The organism is Companilactobacillus suantsaicola, assembly GCF_004745525.1.
GTDB classification, from domain to species: domain Bacteria; phylum Bacillota; class Bacilli; order Lactobacillales; family Lactobacillaceae; genus Companilactobacillus; species Companilactobacillus suantsaicola.
The window spans coordinates 1-23,822 of record NZ_RKLY01000024.1 but is presented as its reverse complement, the minus strand read 5'-3'; the positions used below and the strand labels follow the sequence as shown (position 1 = coordinate 23,822).

Sequence of the window (23,822 nt, the reverse complement as noted above, 5' to 3'; positions counted from 1 at the left end):
AAAATTATATAAATATATTTTTGTGAAAGTGCTAAAATCAAGGTAATTGATGTAAGGGATTAACTTTGTGTTTTAAAAGTCCGGAGAGGGGTTTTTAGCTATGAAGAAAAATATTAAATATATAGGTAGTGCAGTCGCCGTGGCTTTACTCGCCGCCGGTGCTCCCGTGGTTATTCCTATGCTAGAACCAATAGAGATAGTTCAAGCTGATAGTGTAACTAATGATCCTAATTATGATGTTAAAACTGCTTTAACAAGATTTAAGAGCCAATTCGGAGATATTTATGTTGCCGGATATAATAGTATAAAACCGATATTAACTACTTTATCTGGTTATTCGGCCGATCAATTTTATTATTTCAATCTAGGACATCCTCAATCTATACATGATATTCAGAGCGATCAAGATTTGAAGAAAATAAAAATTAATCCTATTGAAGGCCAAAGTGGCGATTTTAACGATGATGTATTTGAAAATACACATAGTCAGGTTTTGTTTAATGATGAATTATTGGGATATATTACCTTTAGTGATGCGGTTTCAGGAGATATTGATTCCTCAACTGGTGATAAATTAAAGGATTATGCGGATAACTTAAATAATAATGAATTTCCTATGAAAGCTACAGTACATGTAACTACTAAGTCTGATTCACTTTTAAAGGATATTGATCCTAGTTTAACGACATTTTCATTTAATATTTATTTGAGCAGATTTGACATAAAAAAGAATAACTCAGATATTACTGTGAGCTCCGGTACAACATTAACTGATTCAACTTTGAACGATGCGGGTACGAATTCTTTATCAGTAACTGATAATTATTCACAAAGTGGTGGAGATATGACATCTATGTCAGTTCCTCATTTTGGTAAGAGTATTTTTTCTAATGAAAAGGAAGCCTTAGATTATGCTGAATCAGATGATTTTGATCCAGAATCTACATTGGCAACCGGTAGTTCTAAATTGGATAATGGTAAGATTGAAACTCCAGGTACTTATTGGCAAACAGTTTCTTATAAATTAAGTGGTAGTAAAGATCAAGCAATTCAATATATGCTATCAGGTGAAAAAGATCCAAAAACCCAAGGTGCAATAGATAACTATGAAACGTTTATAAATGGAACGAAGTCAACAGAAAATGACAACTTTGTTTTAAACAAAGATTCTGGGTATATAACAGTTGTGCGTTCTTTCAAAGTAATTGGCAATTTGAATGCAGATATGAATCCAATTCAGGTATCGATAAATAGTAAAACTAGTGATCTTCCAAAGACAGAGTTAGGGAAGCTTACAAATGGTACTATTGATGTCCCTAGTACGTCATTAACAGATGAAAAACTTTATACAGATAAAGAAACACAGCATCAAGCAACAACGAATGAGATCGAAGATGGTACTTTTAAAAAAGCTGGAACATATTATCGTAGAGTGGTTTTCACGTTAGATAGTGGAAATGCTAGTGATTACAAAATTTCGTCAGATGCTTATACTCATAGCGGTAATACGATTACTTTTGTGCAAGAAGTTGATGTTAAGGATTCGGCTACACCAAGTATAAATTCAATCAGCTCTAAAGTTGGAGATTCTATAAATTCAATCACGGGAGAAAATTCTGATAATACTGCCAATAGCAATACTTTAATGAATACAGATGGTTCTTTGGTTAACACAAGTAAAGGACAATACAGTGGTGTAAGTTTTGGTAATGATTATTATGCTGGAAACTTATCAAATTATGATGTCTTAAATAGTGAAGCTGCAGGAGTAAGTCCTGAAACCGATGTTGTAGATGAAAATGGCGACTTCCTTAAATCGGGTGATTACTTAAGAACAATTACCTTCTATTTAATTGATAATGCAATAGATACTAATACGTTTGGAACAGATACTAGTTCTTATAAAGTAGGAAAAGATGGCGAAGGAAACAACACTGTTACTTATATTCAAAAAGTTCATATTGCTCCTGTTCCAACCGTAACAGCGACGGTTAGTTATGATACCCCAACTATATATAAAAATTCTGGTTCTGATAAAATAATTGCTGCATTGAATAATACAACCAATGATACTTTGAAAGTTGGTAGTGGTAATGAAGAAACATCAATAATTGATACTGATGATCAAGGTGAAAAAAGGATTGAATTTGGGAAAACCTATTATTCGGATATCAACTTAAGTACACCGGTCGTGGGTTTATCTGCATTAGGAACTTATTATCGTACGATAACTTATTATTTAACGGAAAATGTAGATACTTTAGATTTTACTGGTGCAAATAAACTTTCAACTGATAGTAAGGATAATAGTGTTACATTCGTACAACCATTTACTGTTAAAAATTTTGGAAATGTTACAGTAAATGTTCCTGATGTGACAGTGGCAGTTGGTTCAACAATAATAAATAGCCCTAAACCATCATTAACAGCTGATACAAAACCAAACATGTATTCAAATTATTGGCCAATTGATGGGCTTTATAAAAATATAGATGATGCAAAAAATAATAATAATTCTTTTGAACTCTCTGAATCGACCCCTGTAGGGGTATATTACCGTCAAATCCGTATTAAGTTCAATGGAATAATAGATGCAGATGATTATAAATTCCCAGAAGTAAATGGTGTCGCCGCAATGATAAGCAGTGATGGGACTAGTGTAGGATATTACCAAAAGGTTATAGTGGCTAATCCAATAACAGCAACTGTTCCAGATATTACTATCAGTGAAAACGTACCTACAACGACAATAGATAATGATTTTTCTGGGATTAGTTTTGTAGATAGTAATACTAAAGAACCTTTGAAAGTTGATATCGGTCTTGTTTTTCCTATGTTAGATCCTCAGTTGCCAGCTCTTTATTTTAAAACGGCTGCTGGAGCAATGGCATTTTTCAATGGTGATACAAGTGGGCTTGTAAATGATAGTGAAAAACAAGCAATTTTATCATTTTCTGAGAAAGGTACATATTATCGTATAATTGGATTTCCTTTAAGTAATAATGAAATATCAAATTATGAGTTTGATAGCACCATAAATGGTGAAAAAGCATATATTTTGCCTATGGATGATAAAACGTATGTTTTTTATATTCAAAAGGTTAACGTAACTGACGGCTTTATTGAAAATATAGATACGGTATCTGCCCACGTAGGAGATTCTGTTGGTTCAATTAATAAAGGTGAAAATACTATAGAAGCAAATGGTTCATCTATCATTAATGATGATCTGACAACAGTCGGTGATAAATATTATTCTAATAAGGAAGACGTTTTGAGTGATGATGTAAGTTCATCCAACTCAGAATTCACAGACCCGGGTACATATTACCGGACAATTACATTTACTTTAAAAACAGGATCAACTAGTGATTATACGTTTGATGGTGTTCAAGGTACTGACTATAGGATTGATTCTGATAATACTGTAACTATGGTTCAAAAGGTCAATGTAGGCAATTCAATTGTTGAAAACATTGATACAGCAACTGCTAATGTCGGAGATGAAGTAGGAGCAGTAGATGAAGGAAATAGTACTATAACTAATAATGGTATATCTATAATAAAGGATACAAAAGTTGGTAGTAATTATTATAATAGTGCCTCAGATGCATTGAATGATAAAGATTCACAAGGTACGACTTTTGAAAACTCTGGTACATATTGGCGCACAATAACGTTCACCCTAACTGATGTGGCAGGTTCAGCAAAAGACTATGGGTTTGAAGGTGTTGAAGGTAAAGATTATTTAATCAATTCTGATGGCACCGTAACCATGGCTCAACCAGTCGAAGTAAGTACTTCAACTGTAAAATCAGACATTAATAGTCAAACTGTTCAAAATGGTAGTTTAATAAGCGATTCGGAAAAAGATACACCGGATTTAACTGTTAACGGTAAATCAATTGTGAAAAAAGATGGTGTATCTTATGGAACTGATTATTACAACACTATTAATGGAGGTAATACGGCCAAAACCATATTATACGGATTAGGCTATCGGGACAGTAATGCAACAAATGGGACTAACTTTGCTAAGACTGGTAGTTACTATCGTGTAGTTACATTTGCTTTAAATGTCGATGGTGAAAAATACAATTTTGATAATAATGGACTTATAAATGATGATGGAACGAAAGTTTCATATGTTCAAAAAGTTAATGTTACAGGTATTCGTGCATCGGCCAGTGTTCAAGATATAAACGTAACGGATGATGTGTCGATTGATGATTTGCCTCAAAATGCTACATTAGTTAATGATGAAGATGGTAGCTCTATTGGTGAGTTTGAACCTGGAGGTGTTTATTATACTGCCGAGAATGCACACAATAATGATGCTACTAAAAAAGTTACTTCATTAAAGGCTGGTGAAACGTATTACCGGAGAATTCTATTCTTGTTTAAGAATATTGGTGAAGCAGCTAGTTATGATTATGTAAACAAGGAAGTAAATGGATATGCTCCAGATGTTAGTGGAATGGGAGTAACCTTTGTTCAAAAAATTAATGTCACTGCAGCCAAAAAAATTAAAGTTAATGCAAAAATTGACCCCATTTATGTAGACCCTGGGAGCAGGATAAGTGATATAGGTGGTGGAGATGGAAATCCCATTGATATGGGGGAGTTAGTCTCTGACGATGGACAACTTATTGCCACGGGATATACGTCTGATATTGTTTTTGAAAATCCTGAGGATGCTTTGAAAGTGGATAAGGATAAGAACGTTAAATCAGACACTTTTGATAAACTTATGACTTATTGTCGACCCGTCATATTCTCCTTACCTAAAGCAGCAGGTTATTATGATTTTGAAGGTTATTCTAGTGTTATATCTACAGATTACTCAGACAATGTTGTATATCTCCAACCAATTTTTATGAATAAAGTTTCTACCACAGCAATTGTTCCAGATGTTTCCATTGGAGTAGGAACACCAACGTCAACGATAGAGAATAAAGTTGATGGGGTAGAATTGATCGATAATTTTGCTAATAAAGCTTTGGATGTTGATAGTATCGGAACACTTGGAGAAATGCTGGGTTCAGACTATAAGGATTCTTATTTTGCAACAGCAGAAGACGCAATTAATCAAACTGAAGTAGTTAAAAACGATGGGTCAGCTTTTGATAAAGCTGGTACATATTATCGTCTAGTTGGCTTCAAAGTGAGTGATGATACGTTATCGGAATATAAATTTGATAGTGTTGTAAATGGAGAGAAACCAATTGCCAGTTCAAATATCATCTTCTATGTTCAAAAAGTTAATGTTACAGATGATTTTGTCGAAAATATCGATACAGTAAGCGCCAGTGTTGGTGACGATGTAAAATCAGTTGCTAAAGGCAAAAGCACGATAACCGCAAATGGTAAATCCATAATTGATGATGACAAAACAACAGTTGGTAGTGATTATTATGCTACTGCGACTGATGCTTTAAATGAAAATACTTCGAAATCATTAGGAACGACGTTTAAAGGAACGGGTGATTTCTATCGGACAATTACCTTCACACTACTTGATCCAAATGAAAGTTATGATTTTGACGGTACTGAGGGAACAGATTATTTAATTAATTCTGATGGCACCGTAACAATGGCCCAACCAGTCGAGGTAAGAACTTCAAGTATGGAGCCAGAGATTAAGTCACAAAGTGTCTCAAATGGTAGTTTGGTAAGTGATTCTGAGAAAGATGTACCTACATTAAAGGTTAATAATAATTCGGTCGTACAAGATAATGGTGTGATTTTTGGCACAAATTATTATGATATGGCCGATACAACAAATAATACGATTGAGAATATTTTATCCGGAAAGGGTAAAGCAGATTCCGGTGTGGTAGCTGGTAATAACTTTGCTAAAGCTGGTCAATACTATCGTGTTATTACCTTCAAGTTAAAAGAAGGTATTGATGGTAATCAGTACGCTCTTAATGGTGGACACCTAAATGATGATGGAACGGAAGTCTCATATGTTCAAGAAGTAGATGTTGAAAATAATCCGGCTACTGCCAAAATTTATCCTGCTCAAGGTAACCTAAATGGTTCAACAGCTGATTCAGAAAAAGCTGCTGGCAGTGTGCTTTATGTAACAAATGCTGATGGCACTAAGACAAATATTTTTGATAAAGTAACTTTTGGTCCAAAATATTACACTGATAGTGATCTTAATGATGAAGCAACGAATGAAGTTGTTAATGGAAAATTCACTAAAGCTGGAACTTATTATCGTGAAATCATTTTCCATATTAACAATGATTCAATTGATGCCGCTGCCTTTAAAGGTTCTGATGCTATCGATGTTGATACTGAGAGTAAAACCGTTAGCTTTGTTCAAGCAGTTAATGTGTTACCAAGCACAACAACTGTTAACGTACATAATTTGGCGGTAAATGTTGGTTCGTCTACAAATATTACTGATACTGATGGTGATAGCTTAGTTGATAGTGGAAATAATTCGTTAATTGATGATTCTAACAATGACGGAATCACATTTGGTAAAACTTATTACACGAATCCTCAAAGTGCTTTGACTGATGATGGTAAGACTGATGCGGTTAACGTTGGAGAAAAGTTTACAAAATCCGGTCAAACTTACTATCGGACAATTACATTCAAATTAAATGCTGAAGCTAAGAACTATACCTTTACTGACTTAGTAAATGGCGTTGGTCCTAAGAGTAGTGACGGAACAGTAACCTTTGTTCAAGCTGTGACAGTTAATAAGAGTACAGTTACCGCTAATATTTCAAAATTAGGGAATGTTAAAGTTGGTGATTCAACAGGCAAAGTAGGGAAAACGCCAGACGGTAGCTTGTTATTAGATACTGATGGTCAATCGATTGTTGATGGAAACTCCGTTCCTGATGAAACTTATTACGATACTGCTAAAGATGCTTTAGATTCAGTAACAAACAGTGCTATTAAGTCTTCAAGTGGTATTAAAAATGGTTACTTTGTTAAACCTGAAACATACTTCCGGAAAGTTACTTTCAACTTAATTAATCCTGCCAGTGAATATAACTTTGCTGGTGAAGAGGGAACTGACTATGTAATAAGTTCTGAAGGTAAAGTAATTACATATGTTCAATCGGTAACTGTCTCAGTCAATCCAACTACAGCAACTATTTCTGATCTTAATGTTGGCGTTGGAACTGGAATTTCGTCAATTAGTAATAATAAGTCTGGAATTGAAGTAATTGATAACATTACTGAGAAATCATTGATTAGTGGAATTTCAATAGACTCCAATTTATATGAAAGTGCAGAAGATGCTTATAGTGAAACTTCACCAGTTTCTGTGAAAGCTGATGATCAGTTTACTGAAGCCGGAAAATCATATTATCGTCGAGTTACAATTACTTTAAACGATTTAACCTCAAATCATGATTTTACAGATATAATTAATGGAGAGAGTCCAGTTATTCCTGAGGGTGGAAACACTGTAACTTATATCCAAAAAATTAATGTTACATCAAACGCAGTTAGTGAAAAGATTGATACTATTTTTGCCAAAATTGGGGATAACATTTCTAATATAAGCGACTCAGGCACAAATAGATTAACTATAAACAATGGTGAGGTTCTTATGGCTGATGTTAAAACAGGAGATGAATTTTATACAAAGTCAGAAGATGCAATAAAGGGCATTTCTGATACAAAAGAAAATAAAACGTTTGTTAAAGCTGGAACGTATTATCGGACAATTACATTCAAATTAAAGAATCCAGTTAGTTCCTATACTTTTAATGGTAAAAATGGAACGGATTATTCAATAAATGAAGAGGATAATACTGTAACTTTTGCTCAAGAGATTAGTGTTGGTTCTATTCCTACAGGAGTTTCGGTAAATCCTTTAGTAGTAGATGCTAAAACGACAGTTGATAATCAAAAAGTTACTGATTCTACAGGCTATACTTTGACAGGAGCTAAATTCAGTAAGATTGGTAAAGTATATTACAACTCTCGTGAAGGCGCCTTGAAACAAAATACAGCTGATGTAAGTAACTCGGCAGTGAGTGAGCGTTATCTAAATCCGGGTACATATTATCGTTTAATTTACTTCTCACCGGAAGATAACTTTGATAATGACTATGTATTATCTGATGACAATATGACAAAGCTCGCTGATGGCACAATAGTTTATGCTCAACCAGTAACTGTTCGTTCAGCTACAGATTTGGCCCAAGCGAATATCTCATCTGGTAAAGCTGATGTAGGTGATACTACAGAAATAGTTGACGATAACAATCCAAAAGATGCTAAATTAACTGATAGTAAAGGTAATACTATTAGTAAAAATCCTACATATGGCGAAAAATACTATGTAAATGCTAAGGATGTCTTTAAAGAAGACGTAGCTCCAACTGTTTCTGAAAATGGTACTTTCAATAATTCAGGATTGTATTATCGTTCAGTAACATTCATATTGAGCCATGAAGACTTTGCAAAGAATAACTTTGGTAGTGATGCATATCTAAATGCTCAAAAATATACCGTTTCGTTTGTTCAACCAATTTATGTTGGCGTGACAGGTGTTAAGGTCCATGTTGATCCATTAAATATTTCAACAGGAACTTCAGAAGCATCAGTTGAAGAAACTACGGGAACATTAACGGATACTGCAGGAAAAACATTGGGTAGTGTTGCCAAGGTTGACGGAACTTATTATAAGAGTGCTACAGATGCTTTAAACGGCAATGCAAGTATAACCGCGGTAGATGACAATGGCAACTTTAATAAGGGTCAATATTATCGCCTTATAACCTTTGATGTATCAGATAATGTGAACTTAAATGACGGTTATCTTTTGAATGATGACAATGCCAAATTAAGTTCAGATGGTAAAAAAGTTTATTATGCACAAGAAATTAATGTTACGGATAATGATGCCGTTTCTAAATACAATGTAAGTATTGCAAAAGCTAAAGTTGGACAGAATATAACTTCTGTAACTGACAATCCTACTGAAAATAAGATTTATGATGCAAATGGTCAACAAATCACTAATGCAAAAGTTTTGTCATATGGAGATCAATATTATGATGAAGCCGGGGATGTCTTTACTGATGGAGCCAAGACAACTTTAGAAATAGATGCGGACGGAAACTTTACAAAAGCTGATACATATTATCGTGAAATTACTTTCCAACTAACACGGGAAGAAATAAGTGCAAATAACTTCGGAACTAATGCACATGTGGATAAAGTAAATAGTACAGTTTCATATGTCCAGGCAGTGGTAGTTAGTGCCAATGAAGCTGCCAAGATTACTGCAGATTCATTGACTGTTAACGTTGGAACTTCAACTGATGCTGAAAATGTTAAGGATAAAAATGCACTTAAGCTTGAAGATGCAAATGGTAAATCACTTGGAGAAGTCACTAAAATTGACAATACTAAGTTCTATTCAAATGTTGCTGATGCTTTGGGTAATTCTTCTAAGTTCGCTAATGCGGCGGCAAATGGTAAATTCTTAAAGGGTGATTTCTATCGAGTAATTACTTTCATGCCAACAGATAAGAATTTTGCCAAAGATTATGATTTGCATGATGGAAATGCAAAAGTTAATGCTGATGGCACAATTACTTATGCTCAACAAATCCACGTTGTGAATAGTTCTCTAGCAAGGCCTACTATTACGGTTGTTAATACGACTGCTGGTAATAGTGATGCTTTGACGAGTATGGCTGAAAATGTTTTGTACGATCAGGATGGCAACGCAATTTCTACTAGTGTTACACCTGGTGCTAAGTACTACACGGATTCTACTAATGTCTTTAAAAATGTAGATTCCATTTCAATCACAAAACCTGGAACTTATTATCGTGAAATTACGTTTAAAGTCAGTCAGGAAGATATTGACAATAATACCTTTGGAACGGATGCATTAGTTGGTAATGGCACAGTATCTTATGTTCAAACAGTAGTAATCAATTCTGCTGTAGCTCATGTTTCAGTTGCTTCAATTGATGTCACAACTGGAACTTCAACGAGTGACACAAAATTAACTTCTACAGATGGATATATTTTGAACAATAAGAATGATTCAATTCCAGCATCAGTTAGTGTTGATAATACATATTACACAGGTGTTAAGGTAGCTTTGGCTGGTGATAAATCCGGTGTTGTTGATGTTGGTGATATCTTTACAACGCCTGGAGCTTATTATCGTCGAGTAACCTTTACGCCAAATGTTAAATTAGACAGCAATAGTTTTGCTGATCCAAATGTGGTGGTCAATAGTGATGGTACTGTCACTTATATTCAAACAATCAATGTTTTGGCTGCTGAAAAGTATGCTCAAACTTCAGTTTCGGACGTGGATGTTTCAGTCGATACTAAAGACGATTCAAAGTTAGCGGATACTGATTACACATTGACGGATTCTGATGGTAATTCTTTGCTTGCTCCTAACAAGAATGTCGAAGTAGGTTCAGATTATTATTTGAAGAATGATTTGACTGATAAAACTGACTTAGCTAGTGGCAATCGAGTTTACCAAGCCGGAACTTACTTCAGACAAATTAAGTTCTACTTAGCTGATGGTGCAGCTGATAATATTAACTTTGCCGCAATTGGTGGAACTTACGATAAAACTGATAATAGTGTCACCTTTGTTCAAAAGGTTGTTGCTTCAACAACTCCAGCAAATTACATTATTGCTGACACGTCAGTTGATTATGGTACTTCAGTCCGTGATTCAAGTTTGAATAATCCTGGTGATGTTTCTATCACTGGTTCAAGTAATGATGCAGTTGTTGCTAATGATGGGGTTCAATTTGGAGACTTCTATACTGATAAAGCAGCCACAAATAAGACTACAAACATCGATAGTAATGGTAAATTTACGAAAGCCGGCACTTATTATCAAAGAGTGACAGTTAAGTTAGTTGATAATGGGACTAATGCTTATACCTTCGATGGCGACAATGTTTCAGTAGATAAAGGTAATAATACGGTAACCTTCATTCGTGCGGTCAACGTCAAGGCGGCATCCTCAACTGGAGGTTCAACTGGTGGTAGCACTGGTACTGGTGGAAATTCTGGCGGTACTGGATCAACTACTGGAACTGGTTCAACAACTGGTAGTGAAACTGGTGCAGATGACGATTGGACTTACGGTGATGACTCTGGTGTGGTTACGACCAAGACAGATCGTCAAATGTACGGTTTGAACAATCAAGATAATGAGCGGATCACGAACCGGAATTTGGCTGAAAATACTTCTTGGAAGTATGATCAAATTCGGACTAATCAAGCCGGTGTCAAACAATATCGTGTCGCTACTGGTGAATGGATTGACGCAAATGATGTCTATCTAGGCTATCCACAAACTAAAGGTGACGACGATTGGATTTACAAAGATGTATTTGGAATCGTAACAACTAAGACAAATCAAAGACAATATCAATTAAATGATCAAGCAAACGTTGCTATTAGTCGTAATTTGAAGAAAGATACTTCTTGGAAGACTGATCAATATCGGACTAACAGGGCTGGTGTTCAACAATATCGTGTTGCTACTGGCGAATGGGTCGATGCAAACGATGTTATCTTTGGTCAAAATGAAGTGGTTATTGATGATGCTTGGACTTACGCAAATATCGATGGCATTATCACAACTAAGACTGATCAACAGACTTTTGATTTGGATAATCAAGACAATGAATTGATCAAAGGTCGTCAATTGGTCCAAGATACTTCTTGGAGAACTGACCAAGTTAGAACTAACCGAGCCGGCATTAAACAATATCGTGTTGCAACCGGTGAGTGGGTCGATTCAAATGATGTTTTCTTCGAAGAACCAATTGAGACAGGTGTCTTCAAGAATGCCGTTGGCGTTAAGGGAATTATCAATCTAGATCGTACAAGCACAATTTATCGCTTGTATTCTAAAGAAGACGAATTGATCGATGATTACTCCTTAGCTCAAGAAACATCTTGGAGAACTGATTATCGAGTTGAAGATTCAAATGGTGATACTTATTATCATGTCGGTAATGATGAATGGATCAAACTAGTTAAAGGGGTTCATTTCAATACTTACGCATGGTATTAGAGAGTGGAACAAGCCGGTTAGACCCAGACAGATAGCCTAATTCCACGAATTGCACACCGAACTTGTGTGTGATTTGGGGAATGTAGCTATATGGCTGGGTCTGGCTTGTGTAACTCGTTTCGATTAGAGAGTCAAATAGGCCAAGGCAATTAGAAAACAATTACCTTGGTCTATTTTTTTGTAAAAAAAAGTGGTTGTACGATAAATAGAGTTGACGGGCATTTTGCCATCAACTCTATTTTTGTATACTATTCTTTATGCACGATGCCAAGCTGCGTATCCGATTGATGGGAAGATTCCGATTAGACGACTGACTTGTTCGCGGTCAAATTTAAATTCGATAGCTGGGAGTAGTGCGTTGACGGCATCTTGAGCTTGGTCGCTGACTTCGGTGACGCCAACTAAGTGGCCGTCTTTGTCGTGAATCTGTTTACTTTCGGCGATTGGTTCCTTATCAACTTGATAGTACCAATAGTTAGCGAGGTCGTTGGTACTGATTTCGTAACCTTTAGCTTGTCCTTCTTTAACAGAAATTCCGGCTTGAGCAATTCTTGGTGAAGTGAAGACGACTGAAGGGATAACGGGATATTTTATAGGTTCACTCGTCTGTTTGGAGAAGAGTTTCATCAAATATTTTGATTCGAAGTAGGCGGCGGGAGTAACTTTTGGTAAATCATTAGAAACAACGTCACCAGCAGCGTAAATATTCTCGACGTTAGTTTGTAAGTACTCATTCACAAAGACACCGGTTTGATCGTACTTAACGCCAACTTTGTCCAAACCGAGGTTGTCCAAATTAGGAATCCGGCCGGTCGCATCGAGAATCCAATCGGTTGTCAGGCTTTGGTTATCTCCATAAGTGATTTCTAGTTCATTATCCTTTTGGGCAAATTTTTGTACCTGAGAATTTTCAATAAATGTCACGCCACGTTTTTTGAGGTCATCGACAACTTTTTGAACGTAAGGTTGGTAAAAGTTTCTGAGGACTTTGTCGGTATGCAACATCACAGTAACTTCAGCACCTGAGGCGTTGGCAATCGTGGCAAATTCCATCCCGATATAGCCAGATCCAACAATGGTGATTCGCTTTGGCAAGTGCTTGAGATTGAGGAAGTCTTCACTGTCGTGAGCTAAATCAGTTCCGGGAATATCCAAGCGGTGGGGACGTAAGCCAGTCGCAATGACGATTTTTTCAGCAGTGATTTCTTGTTTGTCATCGACTATTACGGTGTGTTCATCTTTGAATTGGGCGTGTCCGTGAATCACATCGGCTCCGGCATTAGTCAATCGAGCAGTCAAATTGTCGGGTAATACGTCAATGATTTCTTGTTTGTGTTCGATATTTTTGGTCCAGTCAATTGTTAAATCACCTTTTAGGATGCCGTTTAAACGTTGTGCTTCACGGGTCATTTTGACTGGTTCATCGATGGCAATTTTGGCGTTACAACCACGATTTGGACAAGTTCCACCAACTAAACCACTTTCGATAACGCCAACTTTGACACCAGTTTCAGCCAAAGGTGCGCCACCGTCAAAAGTTGCGTGTCCGGCACCAATGTACAATACATCATAATCAAATTTAGACATAAAGTTCCCTCCAATAATTATTCTATATATCAAATGTAAACCATTCCGTATATCATGACAATTTATTTGATATGTCATTTTTATATAGCTGTTGTCGAAATCGACATTAAAGGATTAGAATAATCAAAAAGATGAGGAGAGATTTGATGGATGTTGAAATAAAAAGAGATGGCCTAACTTTACGTGGGACTTTAGTTAAGCCGGATAAAAAAGAATTTGATTTAGTCGTTTTGATGCATGGATTTACGTCAGACCGAGGGATGAATCCGGATCAATTGTTGTATCAATTAGCTTTGAGATTTGAATCTGAGGGATTGGCAACGTTACGTTTTGACTTCAATGGTCATGGTCAAAGTGACGGAGCTTTCAAAGATATGACGGTTTTAAATGAAATTGGTGATGGCAAAGCTATTTTAGACTATGCCCGCAGTATTTCCGGCGTCAGAAATTTGTATCTTTTGGGACATTCTCAAGGTGGAGTCGTTGCTAGTATGATAGCTGGTTATTATCACGATAAGGTTGATAAACTAGCTTTGTTAGCTCCAGCAGCAACCCTAAAAGATGATGCTTTAAAAGGTAACACCCAAGGATATACTTACGATCCACAAAATATTCCTGATGAATTGCCAATCAAAAAGGGCTTAACCTTAGGCGGTTTTTATTTGCGAACCGCTCAGACTTTACCAATCTATGAGGTTGCTCAGATTTATACTGGCCCAGTTTGTTTGATTCACGGACTCAAAGATACAGTCGTAGATAAAATTGCTTCAACTCGTTACGATGAGGTTTATCAAAATGACCAATTACACTTGTTGGATGATGCTGATCATGGTTTTTCAATTGGTAATTCACGAAAAGAAGCTTTGGACATTACAACTGAATTCTTTCTAAACTAAAAAAGATTGCTTCAACTGCTTGAACAGTTGAGTCAATCTTTTTTTAGTCTTTAAATTTCGTAATATCATCAATATCTTCACGTTTCGAACGGTAAGTATTGATTGTTACATCTTTTGCATAGCCTAGTGATAAGCCGATTACTAAAGTCTCATTATCAGGGATGTCCATATTTTGTCTGATGACATCAGGAAATCTGACGCTGGTGTAAGTTGGAATGGAATCTAGGCCTTTATCTTTGGCGGCTAACATTAATGTTTGGCAGAAAGCCCCGGCGTCGAAAACTGACCATAGGGATGAATTTTTCGGAATAGTCACGAAGACAATGGCCGGTGAATTGTACAAGTGGGTGCTAGCGCTGCTCATTTTTTCGTGAGCTTCGTCAAAGTTTTCGAAGTGGTGGACAATCTCGTGACGCCACTGTTGCATGTTCTTTTGGGTTTCTGCACTCCAGTCATCTCGGTGCATGACTGGAAAATCAGGATAACCTTTTTCAGCATCTTTTTTAACGTAAGCATCTTTGATATTTTGAAGAGTTTTGCCAGTGGCAACATAGACTTTCCATGGCTGGGAGTTGACCCATGACGGTGATTTTTGTGCTAGAGCGATTATTTCTTTGATGGTTTGGTGATCGACTACTTGGTCACTGAAATCTCTGACTGAGTGACGGTTATTGACAACATTTTGGAATTCCATTTATTTTGTCTCCTTTAGATTCTCTTTGAGCGTTTGTAAAAATAGTTTAGCCGTTTCGGGCATTTGGCGATTCTTACTCCAAATCAAGGTGTTCGGGTCGGTCAATTCTGGTTGCAGGGGGATGAAGGTGACGTCGTTATTTGTCACATCGGTCAATCCTTCGTACGACAATGCCATGCAGGCACCAGTTTGGACGAGGAGAGCGGCGTTAAAAATCAGATTGTAAGTTCCGACGAAGTTTAGTTGGTCCCAAAGATCCTGACTCCAGTCTTGGAAGAGCTGCTTTCTGCGGACTTGACGGGATAACAACAACGAACGTCCCAATAAGTCGCTAGGCTGAATGAAGTCTTTTTTGGCGAGCGGTTCATCTTTTCTCATAATGACACCCCAACGATTTCTTTCAGGCAAAATTAGTCGGTGGTAGTTGTCAAGTGGGCGATCACCCATGATAATTCCAAACTCCAAAATGCCGCTATCTAGTTCTGATAAGATATTTTCGGAATCACCACTGCGGAAGTTGATGTGGATTTCGGGATATTTATGCATGATTTCTTTGATCGTTTCCATCACGCATTGCAAGGCAATACTTTCACCAGCTCCAATATCTAAAGTACCACTGATTAAGTCTTGTTTTTGGAGAGTGTAGGTCGTTTTATTGACCAGTCCGACAATTTCTTTGGCTCGTTCTAATAAGTAATAGCCGTCGGGAGTCAACTGAAGTTGTCGTTTGCCACGAATGAATAGTTTCGTACCTAAAGTTGTTTCTAATTCGGCGATTTGACGTGACAGTGCTGGTTGCGAAACGTGCAAGAGTCGGGCGGCTTTGGAAATGTTCAATTCTTGAGCGATGATGATGAAATATCTTAAAACACGAATGTCCATGTTTACACCTCAACTATGTTTAAAAGTTATAACTAACCATTATTAATAAGTATTTAACATTATAATAATTCGTTCGTATAATAAAATCAATCGACAAATTAGCATAGTGATTTAGGAAATGAGGTTTTCAATTGGAAAAGAAATTAAATTTAGACAGTCAAGCTTACGAACAGATCGAAAAAATTATCCCCGTCAATTTGAAATTAGTTCAAGAATTGAATACAGGTGCCCATGACGGAGATGAAGTTCGAAAAGTAGTCAGTCAAATTACCAATGAGACGATTGATCCGTCGACAGAAATCCGTTTACCTTTTTACACTGATTTTGGACGTAATCTGCATTTTGGTAAAAATAATTTTATCAATGGCGGCGTGATGTTTACTGATTTAGGTGGAATTTACTTAGGTGATAACGTCTTGATTGGACCCAAGGTCACGGTTGCTTCAGTTAACCATCGAATCGAACCGAGCCAACGTCACAGTAACTCCGGGAGTTGTGATTGGTGAAAATGCTGTGGTGGCAGCTGGTGCTGTGGTCACGAAAAACGTTCCTGCTAATACGATTGTCGGTGGAGTGCCAGCTCGAATTATTCGAACGATTAAAGAAAACAATAAAGAAAACTAACAAAGGGAAGTAAAAATATCAGAAAAAGTAGTAGTTATTATGGGAGCTTCTAGTGGTATTGGAGCTGCGACGGCTAAATTATTGGCTAGTCAAGGTAAGAAGGTCACAATTGCAGCTCGTCGAATGAGCCGTTTGGAAGAAATTCAAAAGGATTATCCCGAAAATATTTTTGCGGTTGAAGCCGATGTGACTAAAAAGGATGAAGTCCAAAATGTGATCGACAAGACGGTTGAAAAATTTGGCCGAATTGATGTTCTGTTTAATAATGCGGGAATCATGCCGGTTAACAATTTGGACCAATTAGCCCATGATGAATGGGAGAATATGCTTAACATCAATGTTAAAGGTGTTTTGAATGGAATCGCTGCGGCTTTACCAGTTATGAAGAAACAACAAAGCGGCCATGTGATTTCTACTTCATCAGTTTTAGGTTATGAAGTTTTACCCGGCTATGCAGCTTATTCAGGTACTAAGTACGCTGTTCGAGCAATTATGGAAGGTCTTCGTCAAGAGGAACATCAAAACAATATCAAGACGACTATCATTGCTCCGGGTTCAGTTAAAACGGAATTATTCGATTCTATCAACAACGCCGAAGTTAGAAACGGTTTGAAAGATGCCATGAAACAACCTGGTTCGGAAATGATGGGTCTTGATCCAGAGGAAATCGCTCAAGCGGTGGCTTTTGTGATCGATACGCCAAAGAACATGGCTGTTAATGAAATGGTAATCCGTCCTACAGGACAAGAAGTATAAATTAAATATATAATGTAAACGATACAAGAGGAGGACTTTTATGTCTATTTTTGATGAAACATTCACTATGAATAATGGTTTAAAAATTCCTAAGTTGGCTTTAGGTGTTTGGGAAATTCCTGATGAAAAAACAGCTGATGCTGTAGAAAATGCGGTTAAGATTGGTTTCCGTCACATTGATACTGCTCAAGCTTACGGCAATGAACGTGGTGTCGGTGAGGGTGTTAGAAATTCTGGTATTTCACGTGACCAACTTTTTGTTAACTCAAAGGTTGCGGCTGAAATCAAGGATTACGATGAAGCTAAAAAATCAATCGATGAAACTTTAAATAAGATGGGCTTGGATTATTTGGATATGATGATTATCCACAATCCACAACCTTGGAAGGAAGTTAATCAAGGCAATGACCGTCACTTTGAGGGTAATTTAGAGACTTGGCGGGCGATGGAAGATGCTGTTAAAGCTGGTAAATTGAAGACTATCGGTGTTTCGAGTTTCCAAAAAGAAGACTTAGACAATTTGATCAAGAATTCTGACACTAAGCCAGCTGTCAACCAAATTCAAATCCATATTGGTGACACTCCAAGTGAACTCATCAAGTATTCCCAAGATAACGGAATCGTCGTTGAAGCCTTCTCACCAATTGCGCACGGTGCTGCGATGAACAATGATTTGATCAAGAAGATGGCTGCCAAGTACAACGTTTCGGTTCCCCAATTGTGCATTCGTTACGATTGGCAATTGAACGTGGTTGTTTTGCCTAAGACCGCAAATCCTGACCACATGAAATCTAACGCCGATATTGACTTCGTGATTTCCGATGAAGATATGGCAACCCTAGCCAAAATTGAGCAAATGGAATACGGCGATGCCAGTGCTTTCCCAGTCTTTGGTGGTAAAATCTAGAACGACGTGTTATCTTAAAGGTAATAAATTTTAGGAGAAATGCCGGATGATTGTGTCTAAGTAAGGATAAAAATTTGAACAAAGAAGCTTTCTTTGTTGTACCCAAATTGCCTTACGGATACCGTCGGTGTTTCGATGTAAGTGCAGTTTGTCGACTGCGCTTTTTTTGTATTCTGTAGGTAAATTACGTAAAAAGGAATATAAAATGACTAAAAAAATTAAATTAAGACAAGAAAATAAAGTAGATTATCAAAAAACTGAATTAATGTTACGCAATGCTTTTTGGAATGAATTTCAGCCAGGATGTGTGGAGCATTTTCTAATGCATAAAATCCGTAACCATCCCCATTTCGTCACCAAACTAGATACAGTTGCGGTATTAGATGATGAAATTATCGGATGTGCTGCCTTTTTGGAAGATTTTATTCAAGGTGATGATGGAAAAATTCATCAAGTGTTGTGTTTAGGACCTTTGGCAGTCGCTCCAGAATTTCAGCAACAAGGACTAGGTGGCCGATTGCTTGAATATTCAAAAGAACTAGCCAGGGATTTAGGCTATGCGGCGATTATTCTGTATGGAGATCCGAATTATTATAGTCGGCAAGGTTTTGAACCGGCTAAGAATTATCAGATTCGGATGGCTAACGATAAATTTGCGACAGTTTTGCAAATAACGCCTTTGTTTGAGGGCGCTTTAGATAATTGTGCAGGTCGATACGTGGAAGATGAAGTTTATTCGGTTGACCAGTCAGAAGTTGATCAGTTTGATGCACAATTTCCGTATAAAAAGAAAATTGTTGGTAATGCCTCACAATTGAAATTCCAGAAGTTAATTGAATCCCAAGATGTGGAATTAGGGTAATATGTTGATAAAAAAAGACCGTAGTAATCGTATTTTGATTACTATGGTCTTTTATTTTAGGTTACGCTTTTTTTGAATGAGTTCGTTCATGCCTTTTTCCATTTTTTCATTTTCTTTTACTTCAATATCGTAAGTTGATGTTTCACCACCGCCGCCACCACCAGTAGCCTTTATAGGAGGGACTCTTTTGTACAATCCTTGTGAATTTAATGGAAACATTCCTTTGGCACCAAAATCGATTGACCAGAATTCTCCAGGAATATTGTTGGTTCCAGAGGCTTCTTTGTGTAGTAGTAATGCGTATTTTTGACCGGCTTTTGGTAGAGGCATGTCAGCTTGTTCCATTGTTACGATTTCTTCAGAATTAGCTTCTTCTTTAGAAATTTTCATAAATGATTTGTTCGCAACGTCAGTTAACATGGCTTTTTTGGTGATATTTCCTCCAGGAAACATTACTCTGATAGTTTTGTTTGTTAAACTTTTATCGCCTTTTAAAACGTCTTGTATTCTAATATCAGCGATAGTATAAGCTAAGTCTCGATCAACAAAACTATGAAGATTGATTACTTGACCGTCGATGGTGAGTTGACTGATATCAACTAAATTTAAGAACGTTGAAGGATAGCCAACTAAGGCACTTTCAGCACTATGTGAAATTTTTTTATGATTATAAAATTTTGAATTGATTTCATTTGCGGTTTTTGTACTGATTGCATTTTTTGAACTACTTTTTGAATGGTTGGCATGCTTGTTTTTAGATTTGTCGGCTGTTCTATTTTTGACAAGGGTACTATTAGTGTCACTAACAGTTTTATTGTGAACATAAAATGTTGTTACTCCAGCCATGAGTAAAATGAATAGAATGGAGCTTAGAATTATCTTTTTTTTCAAAATACTATCTCCCTTTTTTCATATGTGATTTTCCCTTATTACTAATTAAATGTTATCAGAAGAATATATACTAAACGTATATTTTTGAAAGATAACAAGAGCGACTTACCAAATCAGTTGAATTCTCTTTAAAAAGTTGTCATCCTCTACATGGAAATGGAATCTGGCATTATAGAGATTAGTAGGAGGAACTGATATGTTTGCATATGGGGAAAGATACGATTGCTGTGGCTCCAGGTACTACAATTCACGAACAAATAGTAATTACACCTGAAATAGCAAATAAATTAACTAAAGTATTTGGTATCCCAGCTGCGTTTTGGTTAAATATGGAAACCCAATACCGTAATGATCTTAAACAGATTAAAAATTAGGTTAATTAAGATGGAATTTGAATTAGAAATTCCATCTTTTTTTGATATTTTTCGGTATCATATCGGTAAGGAGTAAAAAATATGAAAAAAAGACATTTGTCAGATATAACAACAGATTTTTTGAAGAGTGATGAATACTTGAATTTAAGTAATCAGGCCAAAGTAAATGCTCGCAATATGATAAAGAGTATTGGTGACACAGCTGGGTATTCAGGTAATGGTGATTATACGAAATGGGATGAAGATTTTATCGTCCCTTTCGTAATCGCAATGATTAAAGAGTTGGGTAATGGTGATGATTATTCTTTAAATTTACTCGATTTAACCTTTGAAACTTTGCAAGAAGTCTTATACTTTTTGTCAAGGACTAAGCAAATCAAGATTTCGGTAGCGAGACTGGATAAAATATTTGATATGTTGGCAGCAACATATTCATTCACGGAAGCGATAAATTTTATACATGAACCTGACGACCAGAATCCGTATTTACCGCAATGGCAGCCTTGGGTCGCAGAAAGTGTGTCAAAGTACGTTTTGGAATGGTTGCACTTTTATGAAGAGAGTGCGGCTTGGAAGAATCGCCCTCAAGGTGTAGACGAGGCTTATATTGAAACATTGATGAAAGCGATGACCGAATTTGCTTATAACGTTTATCGCAAAACACCTAAGAATTGGACTAAAACCGCTATTTGTGGCGTAATGGAAAATCAGTTGGTCGCAAAACTGGATTTTAGTGCCGACGAATATAAATTGGTTGTTCCGGCAATGACAGCGATGTTGAACTTCCTTGGCATGCGAGGTTTCGTCAATTCTAAAAAAGTTGAAAATTATAAGCGCTATTTTGCTGCTGGTGAAAAAGCCATGTTAGAGGCCGCTAAAGACCCAGGCAATTTTGATGCTGCCAAGGTGATTTACCAAGAAATGAAACGTCGTGGAATAGATCCTAATGACCAAAAAGCAGTTGAAAAGTTTCTTCAAGAGGTAAGTGCCAATGGTGGTGTTGACAGTCTTTTGCCTAAAGAAGCGGTCGACAAGCATAATTTTACCGAAGAAGAAATGCGCTTTGTTTTAAAGAATCCTGAACATTTGGACATGCTCAGTAATCTATTTTCAAATTCTATGGAAGAGATTGCGGATGAACACATCAGTTCACGTAACAATCATCGTTGGAGTAGAAAGCAATTCGACAGAATTGAACGTAATGGAATAAAAGACGGTATCAGATTGTGGCTCGATCGGGATAAATATAAACTAGTGCCTAAACACTTGAAAGCTATCGATGCTATTGCACTAGTTGTTTCACTTGAAACTAGGATTTATTCACGAACCTTGGAAATACCAAAGAATTGGTCGGTAGAGACTTGGCAAATGATTGCGGATTCCTTTGATGCAAGTATGGTCAGAGAAAAGACAATCGTCAAAGCACTGATACAATTTAAAGTTAGTGAAAAAGTCATTACTCAAAAACAGGCTGATGAGTTATTAACCGTGTTTGAAGAAAAATAGTATGCGTGATGGGTATACTGCCATACCATTTTAGTAATTTTTTTATCCGATAGATGGCTTTATACTAAAGTCATCAATTAAGAGATAGAGGTAATTACATGACAATTCCAACATTCAAATTAAACGACGGCACGAATATCCCATCATTTGGTTTCGGCGTTTTCCAAATTCCCGCTGACGGCACAACTTATCAGGTAGTCAGCGATGCTTTAAAATTAGGCTACCGTCACATCGATACGGCGGTCGCATACTTCAACGAACAAGAAGTCGGTAAGGCTATCAAGGACAGTGGTATCCCCCGTGATCAAATCTGGGTAACTTCTAAAATGTGGCTCCAAGATTATGCTTATGAAGATGCCAAAAAAGCTATCGACCTTTCACTGAAAAAATTAGGTTTAGACTACATGGATCTTTACTTAATTCACCAACCATACGGCAAAGTTGACGAAGCTTGGAAGGCAATGGAAGAAGCTAAAAAGGCCGGCAAGATTTGTTCAATCGGGGTTTCCAACATGACGCCTAAGATTTGGAACAAGTTTGTTCCTAAGTTTGCGACAATGCCAAGTGTCAACCAAGTCGAGTTTGACCCATATTTTCAACAAAAAGAATTGCGTCAAATTATGGCTCAAGCACACGTCACACTAGAAGCCTGGGGCCCACTAGGTCAAGGTAGTAAAGAGTTGTTTTCCGAACCATTGTTGAATGATTTAGCTAAGAAATATGGCAAAGACGTTGGACAAATTATTCTTCGTTTCGAACATCAAGAGGGAGTCATCGTCTTTCCTAAGTCAGTTCACGAATCACGCATCAAATCAAACAAAGATATCTTTGATTTTGAATTAACATCTGATGAAATGGATGCAATCAGAGCCTTGGACCGTAATGGTAAAGGTATGTACAATCCAGATGCTGATGGTGTTGAAGATATGTTGTTGAATGCTTTTGATGTTCATGCTAATGATTAGAGAGTGGAACAAGAGCGCTCAGCTCCCGGAGGATAGCGAAACTTCACGAATTGCTCGCGCACTTTGCGGGCGGTTTGGGAAGTTTTGCTATCTTGTAGGGAGTTGCTCTTGTGCAACTCGTTTCAGTTAGAGAGTGAAACAAGAGCGTTCAGCTAAAGAACACAATAGAAAGGGAAGATAATATGACAACATGGAAAGATTTTAAAAGTACAATTACTTCTATCCCAGAGGATGAATTAACGGTTATTGATACCCTAAGCTATTTGCAAGCTGAACGTCTAAAAAGAGGAATTAGTCAAAAAGATTTGGCAGATAAAATTGGTATGAAACAACCCCAACTGGCAAAAATTGAAAGAATGGAGTCAACACCTTCATTAACAACTTTAAATCGCTATGCTCATGGACTCGGTTTGGAAATACAGATGAGAATTGTTCCAGAAACAAAACTAGCAAATAATTAAAAAAACACTAGATGATCATTTTTCAGATTATCTAGTGTTTTTTAGTTTAAAAATTCTTGCCAAGCTTGTGACATCTTTTTGAGAGTTGGTGCGATGAGTTTTTTACTCGATTTTAAATAAGCCGCATAAAAGTCCATCTTGGCGGCATCGTCTTTGATTGGAACGTTAACTTGGTCATGATCGGTGAAACCAGTATCATCAATTTTAGAAATATTCGTCGTGAAATATGGAAAGTCGGAATATTTGGTGATTTCCGCAAAAGCTTCTCGTTGTTCTTGGTATAAAAATTTTGCCCCAGGAATTTTACCTTCAGCGACTTGCTTCCAAACGCCAATATCTGATAAAACAATGAAACTTAA

The 23,822-nt window shown here is 36.8% G+C and carries 14 protein-coding genes and 2 pseudogenes; 11 read left to right on the top strand and 5 right to left on the bottom strand.

Annotated features, from left to right (window positions below; genetic code table 11):
- Positions 1–100: 100 nt before the first annotated feature.
- Positions 101–12,058: an RHS repeat domain-containing protein gene (locus EGT49_RS09105; RefSeq protein ID WP_135373659.1), complete on the top strand. Its 11,958-nt coding sequence runs from the start codon at positions 101–103 to the stop codon at positions 12,056–12,058.
- Between the two features lie 255 nt (positions 12,059–12,313).
- Here EGT49_RS09105 and EGT49_RS09100 read toward each other — a convergent pair whose 3' ends face one another.
- Positions 12,314–13,645, bottom strand: coding sequence for a dihydrolipoyl dehydrogenase family protein (locus tag EGT49_RS09100; protein ID WP_135373657.1), 1,332 nt, complete (start codon positions 13,643–13,645; stop codon positions 12,314–12,316).
- 146 nt (positions 13,646–13,791) lie between these two features.
- On the opposite strand from EGT49_RS09100, the gene EGT49_RS09095 reads away from it, so the two are divergent.
- On the top strand, positions 13,792–14,541 hold the full coding sequence (locus tag EGT49_RS09095; RefSeq protein WP_135373654.1) for an alpha/beta hydrolase family protein: 750 nt from the start codon (positions 13,792–13,794) through the stop codon (positions 14,539–14,541).
- A 43-nt stretch (positions 14,542–14,584) separates the two neighbouring features.
- Here the strand turns inward: EGT49_RS09095 and EGT49_RS09090 are convergent, their stop codons facing one another.
- Together EGT49_RS09090 and EGT49_RS09085 are read right to left on the bottom strand one after the other, a co-directional pair.
- On the bottom strand, positions 14,585–15,235 hold the full coding sequence (locus EGT49_RS09090) for a nitroreductase (RefSeq protein WP_135373651.1): 651 nt from the start codon (positions 15,233–15,235) through the stop codon (positions 14,585–14,587).
- Positions 15,236–16,117 (bottom strand): LysR family transcriptional regulator, encoded by an 882-nt coding sequence (locus tag EGT49_RS09085; RefSeq protein ID WP_135373648.1) that lies wholly within the window; start codon positions 16,115–16,117, stop codon positions 15,236–15,238. It abuts the gene before it with no gap.
- Positions 16,118–16,248: 131 nt separating this feature from the next.
- On the opposite strand from EGT49_RS09085, the gene EGT49_RS09080 reads away from it, so the two are divergent.
- The 5 genes and pseudogenes from EGT49_RS09080 to EGT49_RS09065 all read left to right on the top strand — a co-directional run bounded on the left by EGT49_RS09080 (position 16,249) and on the right by EGT49_RS09065 (position 19,266).
- The gene (locus tag EGT49_RS09080; protein ID WP_425456266.1) at positions 16,249–16,623 is read left to right on the top strand and encodes an LbetaH domain-containing protein; all 375 of its coding nucleotides are present in this window, start codon (positions 16,249–16,251) and stop codon (positions 16,621–16,623) included.
- Positions 16,589–16,711: pseudogene (locus EGT49_RS12815) on the top strand (sugar O-acetyltransferase); the annotation flags it as partial. The gene EGT49_RS09080 and the pseudogene EGT49_RS12815, both read left to right, overlap by 35 nt.
- Before the next feature lie 45 nt (positions 16,712–16,756).
- Positions 16,757–17,497, top strand: coding sequence for an SDR family oxidoreductase (locus EGT49_RS09075; RefSeq protein ID WP_281275469.1), 741 nt, complete (start codon positions 16,757–16,759; stop codon positions 17,495–17,497).
- Positions 17,498–17,537: 40 nt separating this feature from the next.
- Positions 17,538–18,404, top strand: a complete 867-nt coding sequence (locus tag EGT49_RS09070; protein WP_135373644.1) for an aldo/keto reductase — start codon at positions 17,538–17,540, stop codon at positions 18,402–18,404.
- 205 nt (positions 18,405–18,609) lie between these two features.
- Complete coding sequence (locus tag EGT49_RS09065; RefSeq protein ID WP_135373642.1) at positions 18,610–19,266, top strand: GNAT family N-acetyltransferase; 657 nt, start codon at positions 18,610–18,612, stop codon at positions 19,264–19,266.
- A gap of 51 nt (positions 19,267–19,317) precedes the next feature.
- Here the strand turns inward: EGT49_RS09065 and EGT49_RS09060 are convergent, their stop codons facing one another.
- Positions 19,318–20,157 carry a hypothetical protein gene (locus tag EGT49_RS09060; protein ID WP_135373640.1) on the bottom strand — a complete coding sequence of 280 codons (840 nt, stop codon included), beginning with the start codon at positions 20,155–20,157 and terminating at the stop codon, positions 19,318–19,320.
- Positions 20,158–20,357: 200 nt separating this feature from the next.
- Here EGT49_RS09060 and EGT49_RS12505 point away from each other — a divergent pair, with 200 nt between their 5' ends.
- The 4 genes from EGT49_RS12505 to EGT49_RS09045 all read left to right on the top strand — a co-directional run bounded on the left by EGT49_RS12505 (position 20,358) and on the right by EGT49_RS09045 (position 23,463).
- Positions 20,358–20,531 (top strand): helix-turn-helix transcriptional regulator, encoded by a 174-nt coding sequence (locus tag EGT49_RS12505; protein WP_167849815.1) that lies wholly within the window; start codon positions 20,358–20,360, stop codon positions 20,529–20,531.
- Positions 20,532–20,612: 81 nt separating this feature from the next.
- The gene (locus tag EGT49_RS09055; RefSeq protein WP_135373638.1) at positions 20,613–22,037 is read left to right on the top strand and encodes a hypothetical protein; all 1,425 of its coding nucleotides are present in this window, start codon (positions 20,613–20,615) and stop codon (positions 22,035–22,037) included.
- A 98-nt stretch (positions 22,038–22,135) separates the two neighbouring features.
- Positions 22,136–23,002 carry an aldo/keto reductase gene (locus EGT49_RS09050; protein WP_135373636.1) on the top strand — a complete coding sequence of 289 codons (867 nt, stop codon included), beginning with the start codon at positions 22,136–22,138 and terminating at the stop codon, positions 23,000–23,002.
- Positions 23,003–23,184: 182 nt separating this feature from the next.
- Positions 23,185–23,463 (top strand): helix-turn-helix domain-containing protein, encoded by a 279-nt coding sequence (locus EGT49_RS09045; RefSeq protein WP_135373634.1) that lies wholly within the window; start codon positions 23,185–23,187, stop codon positions 23,461–23,463.
- Positions 23,464–23,504: 41 nt separating this feature from the next.
- On the opposite strand, the pseudogene EGT49_RS09040 reads toward EGT49_RS09045, so the two are convergent.
- Positions 23,505–23,822 (bottom strand): annotated as a pseudogene (locus EGT49_RS09040) (LysR family transcriptional regulator); the annotation flags it as partial.